Origin of the sequence: Streptomyces guryensis, from assembly GCF_021261325.1 — a bacterium.
Taxonomy (GTDB): domain Bacteria; phylum Actinomycetota; class Actinomycetes; order Streptomycetales; family Streptomycetaceae; genus Streptomyces; species Streptomyces guryensis.
Window position 1 is genome coordinate 18,483 of the sequence record NZ_JAJSBI010000053.1, and the last position, 10,864, is coordinate 29,346.

4 protein-coding genes are annotated in these 10,864 nt (G+C 67.8%); 1 reads left to right on the forward strand and 3 read right to left on the reverse strand.

The window, feature by feature from the left end:
• The first annotated feature begins 1,117 nt into the window (after positions 1-1,117).
• The gene (locus LJ657_RS47160) at positions 1,118-3,340 is read left to right on the forward strand and encodes an alpha-L-fucosidase (RefSeq protein ID WP_232655898.1); all 2,223 of its coding nucleotides are present in this window, start codon (positions 1,118-1,120) and stop codon (positions 3,338-3,340) included.
• Between the two features lie 319 nt (positions 3,341-3,659).
• Here LJ657_RS47160 and LJ657_RS47165 read toward each other — a convergent pair whose 3' ends face one another.
• From LJ657_RS47165 to LJ657_RS47175, 3 genes are all read right to left on the reverse strand, one after another.
• The gene (locus LJ657_RS47165; RefSeq protein WP_232655899.1) at positions 3,660-5,711 is read right to left on the reverse strand and encodes a family 43 glycosylhydrolase; all 2,052 of its coding nucleotides are present in this window, start codon (positions 5,709-5,711) and stop codon (positions 3,660-3,662) included.
• Between the two features lie 130 nt (positions 5,712-5,841).
• A complete protein-coding gene (locus LJ657_RS47170) occupies positions 5,842-8,955 on the reverse strand; it encodes an RICIN domain-containing protein (protein ID WP_232655900.1) in 3,114 nt (1,037 codons plus the stop codon).
• 528 nt (positions 8,956-9,483) lie between these two features.
• Positions 9,484-10,864: alpha-L-arabinofuranosidase B (locus LJ657_RS47175; protein WP_232655901.1), on the reverse strand; the 1,381-nt coding region annotated here is incomplete at its 5' end.

The window sequence follows — 10,864 nt, forward strand, 5'->3', positions numbered from 1 at the left end:
CCAGGGATTTCGCCGAATCGGGGCTGGTCCGCAAGGGGTGCCCGCCCCCTTCACTTGCTGACCTGCCCGTACGGCCCACGAACGCGTGGATCGGGTCGTGCCACGCGCGCAACCGCCGGCGAAGCTCGGCGAGCGGGGTTGGATCGTCATGCCACGGTGCGGGCCCAGCCGGTGCTCGCCGACCGGCCCGCGTCACGGATATGAGGGTGCCGTCGTCGAGTGCAGGGGAGTCGCCCTGCAAAACCCGGGCAGCGAAGGGGCCGGGGCTCGGCCTGATCCGGGAGTTCCGCGAGGACGGTCAGCGCCTCTGCGGGCAGGGTTCGGGTCGGATCCGGTGAGCCACCGACCAGGGCGATGGCTCGGCATGCCCTCGTTCTCCGAGTCCCTGGTGATCCTCCACGACACCGCCGCCCCAAAGTCCTCGGCGTATCGCGCGCCTTGTGCCGGCGGGGCCGGCAGCTTTCCCGGCCGGTGGCCGTCACCCTGCGCAGAGCGGCCCTGCGGCTGAGGCGTTCCCCCGCCGCGATGCGCATGATCCTGCGGCACCACGGCTGGGTGCTACCACGTCTGGCCCGTCGGAGTGCCGGTGCCGACCGGGCGGGGTAGCCGGTCGGCACCGTCGGCGCCTGACGCACAGACATGCCATGTTTATGTGGGGAGCAACCGGAAGTTGCTGGACATCAGGGAACAAAAGCTCAGCCGTAAGGCGCTTTTCATCCCTGCACGCCCGTTGACACAGGCATGGCGAATGCCGCACCTTCATGCGTGACATCAGGCACACGCAGCTCTGGGATCTCCGCGAGGACCGGGAGCCGATAGGGGCACGCGGCGGTGCTGCCGTACGGGAACGGAGTGAGGTCATGCCGCCGGGAAGCTGCTCCACCACGAGCCCCCTGGAGTCCGCAGACTCTGTCGCCCTTCGCAGCGGGTGACGCGCTCCATCCCCGCGGCGCTCGCCGCGGCCATCCGCGACCCCAAGCCGTGGCCGCGCGTCAGCCGCCCGCCGACGGCGTCCGGTCCGGGGTGCGTCGCGTACGTCGCACTCACCACCACCGGAAGCATGCCCGGCTGGTCACCGGCCCTGCTCTCCCACCACAGTTCTGACGGAGGTACCACCATGTTCAACAGACGCCAGTTCCTGGCAAGCGCCACGGGTGTCGCGGCGGCGGCGGTCGCAGGCAACGTCCTCGCCGCCGGCACCGCCCGGGCCGCGACCACGTACACCCCCACGTGGGCCTCGGTCAACCAGCACACCGCGGCTCCCGAGTGGTTCAAGGACGCCAAGTTCGGCATCTACTACCACTGGGGCGTCTTCAGCGTTCCGGCCTATGGGAACGAGTGGTATGGGCGCCGCATGTACATCAGCGGCGACCCGTGCAACCAGCACCACATCGCCACGTACGGCGATCCGTCGGCGTGGCCGTACCACAACTTCATCAACGGCGCGAACGACCTGAACGGCAACTTCAACAAGTTCGCCCCGAAGTTGAAGTCCGCGGGCGGGAACTTCGACCCGAATGAGTGGGCGCAGCTCTTCGTCGACGCCGGCGCCCGGTTCGCCGGCCCGGTCGCCGAGCACCACGACGGGTTCTCCATGTGGAACAGCTCGGTCAACGAGTGGAACTCGGCCGCCAAGGGCCCCCAGCTCAACCTGCTCCAGCTGTTCACCGACGCCATCCGCGCCAAGGGTCTGAAGCTCCTGGTGGCCATGCACCACGCGTTCAACTTCAACGGCTTCTACGACCACGTGCCCGCGCAGTCCGACCCGAGCCTCCAGAAGCTGTACGGGCAGTTGGGCGCCACGGCCGAGAACCAGCTGTGGTACGACAAGCTCAAGGAGGTCATCGACCTCGCCCAGCCGGACATCCTCTGGCAGGACTTCGACCTGAACAAGATCAACCAGACGCAGCAGCTGAACTTCCTGTCGTACTACTACAACCAGGCGAACACCTGGGGCCGCGAAGTCGTCGCCACCTACAAGGACGGCTTCAACGGCCACGGCGAGGTCTTCGACTACGAGCGCGGCGGCCCCGGGGACATCACCGCCCCCTACTGGCTCACCGACGACAGCATCTCCAGCTCCAGCTGGTGCTACACGCAGGGCATCGGCTACTACAGCACCCAGCAGATGCTGCACTCACTGATCGACCGGGTCAGCAAGAACGGCAACATGCTGCTCAACATCGCCCCGATGGCGGACGGCACGATCCCCCAGGCCCAGAAGGACATCCTCCTCGGCATCGGCGACTACCTGAAGCGCTTCGGCGAGTCGGTCTACTCGACCAGGGCCTGGACCACGTACGGCGAAGGTCCCACGCACATGGGCGGCGGCGCCTTCACCGCCCCGCAGGTCGGCACCGCGCAGGACATCCGCTTCACCCGGAACAAGAACAACACCGTCCTGTACGCCACGGTCCTCGGCTGGCCGGGCAGCACGCTGACGATATCGACGCTCAACTCGGCCCGGATCAACGTCAGTTCCCTGACCTCGGCGCAGCTGCTGAACTCCACCGCCGGCACGTACACGAACCTGCCCACGCCGACGCAGGACTCGGCCGGGCTGCATGTGACCCTGCCGTCGTCGTCGGCGCCGTTCTCCGCCCTCGCCTACGTCGTGAAGCTGACCTTCTCCGGCCAGATCCCGACCCTTCAGCCCTTGTCCGGGGCTGTGGTCTACCCGGACGTCAACTACGCCGGCAGCTCCTCCGTGCTCCAGGTCGGTTCCTACACCGCCGACCAGCTGTCGCTCGCCGGGCTGGCCGGCCGCACCCTGTCCTCGCTGAAGCCGGCCCCCGGCTACCAGATCATCGGCTACTCCGGTGACAACTTCACCGGCACCGCCTGGACCTTCACCGCCGACAACGCCGACCTGCGCGTCACCGGCAACAACGACGCCGTCGTGTCGATGAAGGTGCAGCTCAACCCCTCGGCGTGGTTCAGGATCACCAACGTCACCGACGGGCTGGTGCTGGACAGCGGCGGGAACGTCCCCAGCGGCTCCAACCTCAAGCAGTGGACCTGGAACGGCAGCACCAACCTCCAGTGGCAGGCCGTCGAACTCGGCAACGGCTACTACAAGCTGGTCAACCGTGCCAACGGCATGGTCGCCGACGGCGGCGGCGCCACCGCGAACGGCTCCCCCGCCCTGGAAGCGACCTGGACCGGTGGCGACAGCCAGCAGTGGGAGCTCAGGTACCAGGGCGGCAACAGGTACTGGATCCGCAACCGCGCCACCGGCCTCGTCCTCGACGGCGGCGGCAACGTGCCCTCGGGCTCCGTGACCAAGCAGTGGTCCGGGAACAGCAGCACCAACGTGCAGTGGACCTTCACCAAGGTCTGAGCTGGCGGGAGGTGCGGGGGCCGGGGCTGCCGCTCCGGCCGCCACATCGGGCAGGGTGACCTCCTGGGTGTTCCGTGCCGCGGGGATGAGCCGGCCGTTGCGAGCCCAGCAGCAGAGCTGCACGGTGAGGCTGCCGACAGGGCGCGCCGCGGTCCGAGGTGTCGTGCGATGTCGCGTGTGTGCATGGCCTGTTGGAGCCCCAGGCCGGGACCTGGCAGACCTGGCCCCGGCGACCGTAGGGGACTCGGCCGGGATCGTGCGCACGGGGGAGGGCCGGTGGATGCACCGCGATCTCGCAGGCCGAACAACGGCATTGAGGCTAGCCAGTGACGCGGTGGAAGGTCCACCGCTGGTTGGAGCCGCCGGTGTCGTGGTACTGGATCAGTGCGGCGCCGTCGGCCGTACTGCCTCCGCTGACGTCGAGCACCTTGCCGCTGTTGCGGTTGACCACCAGGAACTCGCCGCCGGCCTGCGGGCGCAGCTGCCACTGCTGGCTCGTCCGGCCGTCGGCGGTCGTCTGCACGACCCGCGCGCCGTCCGCCGTCGAGGAACCGGCCACGTCGAGGACCTTGCCGCTGTTGACACACGTGATGGTGTGGTAGCCGTCCGCTGTGGACTGGAAGGCCCACTGCTGGTTCGGTACGCCGTTGTCGGTCCACTGGAGCACGGCGGCACCGTCCGCCTTGGAGGCGCCGGAGACGTCGGCGACCTTGCCGCTGCGCACGCTGACGCACTTGTAGGCCCTGGCGGGTGCGATGGTGTACTGCACCGAGTCCACGTCGACGTAGCCGGTGCCGTTGGGGTTGTAGGTGTAGAGCCCGACACGGTCGCCGCGGTAACCGCCCCAGGTCAGCTGGTAGGTGCCACCGAACGAGGTGAACGAGCTCCCGTCGAGGCTGTACGAGAACCGGCTGACCCCGTTGACGTCCCACGAGGTACGCAGCCACACGGCGTTCTGGGTGATCACCGGACCGTAGGTCAGGCTGCCGCCGACGTTGTGCGCGATCGTCGTGGTGGTCCCCGAACGCCGCACACCCAACCCGGCGTAGGTTGCCGCGTAGTGGCACAGCCCGGCGTGCTGGCCGTCGGCGAGGCCGGCCAGTTCGAGGCGGACGGTCACCGTCGCGCCGCCCGCCGTGCGCAGCGTGCGTTGGGTGAGGGTGTTGCCCACCTTGGTCAGGTTGTCGGCCACGAGCGGTGCGAACGCCTTCAGCCGCAGGTGGCCGGGGCGTTCGGTCAGCGACCAGTGGTCCGCGCGCGGCTGGTAGTACCACTCCCACTGCGGCTTGAGGCGGGCGTCGGTGAACAGGTCACTGGCCACCACGGAGGGCAGCGCGTCGACCGGCGCACCGGGTGTGCCGCCGGCGGGCACCTGGCCCGTCCACACCATGTTGCCTATGCCGTCTGCGCCCACCTGGCCCAGGATCGGCCAGCCGTCCACCCAGGTCACCGGCAGCAGGGACAGTGGTCGCCCTTCCCAGTCGCCGTGGCCGTGATGGGTCACGAAGTACCAGGCGCCGTCCGGAGCCTGCACCAGCCCGCCCTGGTTGGGCTCGCGGTCCACCGAGGAGTTGACGTGCTCCAGCTGCCGGGTCTCGAAGGGGCCGTAGAGGCTGGAGCCGCGGTTCATCATGAGCACCCGGCCCTCGGACTTCACCTCGCTGTACAGGTGGTAGTAGACGCCGTTGATCTTGTACAGCTTGTTGGCCTCGCTGCCCGGTGACTGGTGGATGACGGTGGACGGGCCGACCAGCGACTTCCCGTCCGCGGACAGCTTGAACAGGTGGATCTTGTAGCCGTCCGAGTAGTGCGTGGTGACCAGATAGCCCTGGCCGTCGTCGTCCCAGAACGGGCACGGGTCGTCCCAGCCGGAGGTCCGCCACACCGCCGTCAACGGCTCCCAGGGCCCCGTCGGTGACGGCGCCGACGTCATGAAGAAGCCTTCGTCGGGGGTGTTGAAGTACACCCAGTACCGTCCCCCGTGGTAGCGGATGGCCCCGGCCCACACGCCGCGGCCGTAGCGGTTCATCCGGTCCCAGTTCAGCAGCGGTCCGATGCTGGTGAGATCGTCGACGGCGCCGCCCAGTGTCCGCCAGTTGACCAGGTCCTTCGAGTGCAGGACGGCCACGCCGGGCGAGTACCCGAACGTGCTGGTGATGCCGTAGTAGTCGGCGCCGACCCGGATGCAGTCCCAGTCGCTGAAGTCGCCCGGGAGGACGGGGTTGACGTAGGTGCCGTCGCCCTGGTCGCCCCACGTCCCGGCCTCGGGCACGGCTGCCGCGGCCGGGCTGGGGGGCAGCAGGCCCGGCAGCAGGAGGGCCCCGGTGCCGACCGCGGCGAGCCGGCCGAGCTGTCGTCTGGTGATGTCCACGATGTCCGTCCTTGGTCAGGCGCCATCACTTGGATGGGCGGTGTTCCGACGCGAGTACCTGGTACTCGGTGGTGGAGGCTCGCCGGGGACGCTGCCGGCTCGCGCTTCGCCGGCTCCGTCCCCCAGGTCCTCAGTCCACGTTCACTGCCTGCCACAGCTGGCTGTCGGCGTTCGTGTCCGTCGTCTGCACGAGCTGAGCGCCCGCTGCCGTCGACGAGCCGGACACCGCGAGCAGCTTGCCGCTCTTCACGTTCTTGATCTTGTAGTAGCCGTTTCCGGCGGCGATCAGGGTCCAGTGCTGGCTCGCACCGTTGTCGTCGGGCTGCTGGATGACGGTCGCGCCGTCCGCGGTGGACCCGTCGGTGACATCCAGCAGCTGACCGCTGTTCTCGTTGACGATCTCGTAGCTGCCGCCACCGACCGCGACCCACAGCCAGCGCTGGTTCTGCGCCCCGGTGTCGTTCCACTGGAGGACGTTCGCCCCGGCGGCAGTCGATGCGCCCGAGACGTCGATCGCCTTGTTGCTGTTCTTGTTGAGGATCTTGTAGAGCACGCTCGTGGCGGGGAAGGGGATGGAGGCGAACGCGTCCAGCGCGCAGACGGTGCTGGAGGCGGCCGCGTTCTTCGTACCGGTGCACACGACCTTGATCGTGTGGGGGCCAGCGGCGAGATCCGCCTTCTCGAACAGCGGCGCCTGCTTCGTCACCGTCGAGGCATAGGCGTCGATGCCCGACTGCGCCAGGGTGCCGTCGACGTAGACGTCGACCTTGCCCATGTTCGGCTGCTTCATGCTGAGATACCGCACGCCCGAGCCGGTGAACGCGTACTGGACGGAGTCGCCCGCCCTGTTCGTGTACTTCTCGGATCCGTCGAAGTCGCGGGAGTCGTTCCAGTTCGACCAGCCGGAGGAGTAGGTGAGACCGGAGTCCTTGTCGTCGACGAAGGCATATCGCTGCCGTACGAGCGACTTCGACGCGGGGGACGCGTTCCCCTGGGCGTCCACGATGTAGAGGCGGTAGTCGCCGGGCTTCGGCGGGACGGCGATGGTCGTCGCGGTTCCGGCCGCCTTCGTCATGGTGGGGCCGACGGCGAACGTCGTCGTACCGGAGGGAGCCAGCCAGAGAGTCCTGGTCGCGTCACCGAGAGCGCGGACCGGGATGGACGACACGCCCTTGCCGTTGAACGTGCTCGCGGGCAGGACGTGGTCCTGCAGGCCCATGTTGCTGCGGGGGACGATGTCCTTGTAGGCGTTCTCCAGGCCGGAGTTCACGGCGATGTCGTACGCCTGCGACGGCCACACGTTGTCCGGATACGCGTGCACGTCCTGGATGGTGCTGTTCGGGACGTTCTTGTTGGACATCTTGTTGACGGTGCCGTAGGTGTTGGTGATGCTCAGGTCGTGCTGTCGGCCCCAGGTGCCGGAGTTGATGGTGTAGGCCAGGCCCGGGTCGACGTCGAGCACGTTGTCGTGCTCGTTGAGGTAGGCGGAGCCTTCATCGGGGTGCATGCCGTACTTGTGGCCGGCCGGGACGCCCTGGATGTAGTTGTCGCTGATCTCGGTTCCCGGCTGGCTGCCCAGCGTGTAGATGGGAGCGGAGTCGCCGAGCACCTGCATCGTGTCGACGATCTGGTTGTGGCTGATGGTGTTGTTCCGCGCCGTGGTGGTCGGTACGCCGGGGCGGACGGAGTTCGCCGATCCGTCGAAGTTCCACCATCCCCAGCCGAGTGTGATGCCCGCCCACGGGGACTTCTCGATCCGGTTGTGCTGCACGGACAGGGAATCGGCGAAGTACGCCGACACGGGGCTGGACCCCTCGAACAGCACCGCGCTGTCGTAGAGGTAGTTGTCCGTGATCGAGATGTTCTTGCAGACCCCCTCGACGTTCACCGGGTACTTCTCGTGGTTGGTCGAGGTGTAGTCCCCGATGTACACGTGCTGGGGGTGTCCCACGGTGATGGCGGATCCGGCGATGTCGTTGACGTAGTTGCCGGTCAACTGCGTGTCCGTCACGTCGTTGACCATGTTGATCCCGTCGGCGCCGGTGTGCTGCACCGTGTTGCGCGAAAGGACGATCCCGTCGGCGTTCTCGATCTGGATGATCCCCGGCGGCAGGTCGACGTTGCGGTAGGTGTACGCGTGGAAGTTCTTCCTCGCGTACACGGTCGAGCTCGCGCTGCCCTGCTGGCCCTGCCGGAAGACGGAGCCCGCGACACTGACCAGGTTCCAGTCGGAGTGCTCGACCGTGAGCCCGGAGAACGTGATGTTCCGGGCGTGGTCGGCCGTGGACGTGCCGGCGATCCTGATGAGGGTGGACACGTTGTTCGGTGCGAAGACCTGCGCCGACGTCATGTCCTCGGAGCCGGACTTGTAGTAGTACAGCGTGTGCTTCGTCTTGTCGAAGTAGAACTCGCCGGGCTGGTCAAGGAATTCGTACGCGTTCATGAAGGTGTGACTGCCGCCGCCGGCGTTGAACCTGCCGTTCGGCGGTCCCTGGGCGATCGCCGCACCCGGCTGCTGGAACAGGGCCACGCGATTGGCGCCGTCCGAGCTCGTGGTGATCTGGCGGACGCCCACGATGGCCGTGGTCCAGGTCGTCGCCGTCTTGATCTCGACGTCGTCCTGGTTGGAGGCGACGGCGGGCAGATCGGAGAGGCTGTACTTGGCTCCGTCGCACTGCGAACCCGACTCCCAGGCCCAGGGTGCCTGGCCGGCCGTCACGGTGTACGTCCCGTAGCATCCGGCCGAGTTGATCGTCTTCGAGGCCATCTGGGCGCGCTTGCCGTTGACGTAGAGTGCGCGGAGCTTGTCGTCGCGGTTCAGCGGGGCCTTCCAGATGTTCCCGCTGTGCTGTGTCCAGCCGGTGACCTGAACGCCTCCGTTCAGCACCGGCTTCTCGTTCTGGTAGGCGGCGTACACGACATGGTGGCCGTTCGTTCCGGAGTCGGCCGACGTGAAGTTGATGGTGCTGCTCACCGGGTAGTTGCCGCCGCGGAGATAGACGTTGATGTCTCCGCTCATGTTGCTGTTGACCGTGCGCACGACGTCCCGTGCGTGCTGCAGGGTCTTGAACGGCGCGGTGATCGTCCCGGGGCCCGCGTCGCTGCCGTCGGGGGCGACGTAGTAGGTCGCCTGGGACGCGGCCGAGGCCGGGGTCGGCGTCGTGAGGGATGTCAGCAGCACCGCGGAGAGGGCCGCCGAAAACACTGCTGACAACGTGCGGGTGGTGGAGGTGAGGGGCTTCATCGTCTCCCCCTCCTGCTGTGTCGGACGGTCGGGAAAGCGATCATGAGGCGGCTCCGGGGTGTTGTCAGTGGGGTTGACGCGGATCTCGATCGCCCAGGGCGACTTCGGGCACGTACGGCATGCTTGTGGTCTGGGCCATGCGCTTCATGCGGTTTCTCCCTCCGTGCCCGGTGAAGGCGGGTCGGCCGGGGCGACGAACGGGTGCGGTAGCCGGATGTGTTGGCGCGCCGCTGGAGGCGCAGGGTGAGCTTGAGGCGGGCCGACGGGCCGTCAGGAAGGTGCTCCCGCAGAGGCGTCGGCTCGTGCAACCCGTGCCGGTTCCTTGCCGGGTCCACCCGGTGCCAGGCGGCGGACGCACGACGAAAAGGACGGCCGGAGTGATTCCGGTGACCGCTGGAGTCCTGCCACGCTCAGCCGCCGCGACACCGGCGTGATACAGCACAGCGGCGGCGTCGGCGCCGTGGGCGGAAGCCGCGGGCCGTGCACGATGTCAGCGCCAAGGTGCTCCGGCCCGCGGTCTCCAGGTGGTCAGTTCCAGGGGGAGGCGGTGAGCCAGCTGGTGTCCTGGGCCCACGACTTCGTGTTGTCCCAGGTGTTGGAGCCGCCGTTGCCGGCGATGTAGGCCGTGAAGTTGTAGTGGCGGATGTACTTCGTCGGGAAGTTGACGGACTGGAAGGAGTGGCCGGTCCCGCTGTTGCCCGTGGTGGGGCAGAAGGTGGCGTCCTGGGCGAAGGAGCTGCCGCCGTTGTCGGTGTTCAGGTAGAGCTCGTAGTTGGAGTGGCGCAGGTACTGGCCGGGGTTGTTGGCGGACTCGAAGGACAGGCAGGAGCTGTTGGCGAGGCCGGCGCGGACGATCCAGGTGGCGTCGGCCTTGTCGGTGGCCGGACTGGAGGAGGTGATGTTGGAGATGACGACCTTGGTGTCGGCGTCGTCGTGGCGGAGGTAGTCGTTGGTGCAGCAGGGGGCGGTGGTGGCCTGCAGGGAGATCCGGGAGCCGGGGGTCAGCGAGCCGGTGCTGGTCGAGCCGCTGTTGTAGCCGGCGGCGGTGATGTTGGCCTGTACGGCGTTCTCGGTGGCGTCCGAGGGGTAGCCCGAGGTCATGACCCCTTCGTAGAAGGTGCCTTGGCCGGTGTTGCTGTTGTCACCGCCGATGCCGAGGATGATCGCGCCTTGCTTCTTCATCGGGTTGTAGCCGCCGACGGTGGGGCGTATGCCGCTGTAGTAGGTGGACAGACTGCCCGACTGGGCGTCGCCGCCGCGGATGGCCCACTGGTTCGGGCCGCCCTTGACGATGGCGGTCTGGAACCGGTTGGTGACGGTGGGGTCGCCGGCATTCAAACCGCGGTTGACCCCGGAGAACAGACCGTTCTCCAGGTCGGCCATGACCCAGGGACCGTTGCCGCTACCGTGGCCCCAGCCGGTGCTGTTGCCGAAGTAGATGGCCTCCATGGTGCCGTTGCCGTCGTCGTTGCCGGTCGTCTCGGCGTTGCCGTAGTCGAAGCAGCAGCCGCCGTTGAAGTGCGTGCCGTCGAAGATCGCGTACTCGCCCTCGGGCTGGTCGCCGGTGGCGATGCCGTTGGTGTGGTCGTTGCGGTAGCCGGTGCCGGGGGCGACGTAGACGCCGTACGCCTTGTGGCCGCCGACGGTGACCGGCGCCTCGAAGGCGTTGGCCAGGTTGTCGTTCCCACCTGCCGCAGGCCCGGGCCAGTGGCCCTTGAGCGCCTGGGTGAGGTTGTTGCCCTTGCCGGACTGGTCGTAGATGTCGGTGATGACGCAGCTGGTGTTTGCGCAGAAGGAGTCCTGCGCGGCGGCGTTGGCGAAGCCGCCGGCGCTCAGCAGGCCGATGTCCTTCGTCGCGTTGTCGGAGGCACGCTTTACCTGGTACAGCGGGCCGTTGTACGACGCGTAC

Bases quoted from the DNA above. Each gene is read 5' to 3' on its own strand.
- LJ657_RS47160 (WP_232655898.1), top strand. From the start codon at position 1,118: ATGTTCAACAGACGCCAGTTCCTGGCAAGCGCCACGGGTGTCGCGGCG.
- LJ657_RS47170 (WP_232655900.1), bottom strand. From the start codon at position 8,955: ATGAAGCCCCTCACCTCCACCACCCGCACGTTGTCAGCAGTGTTTTCG.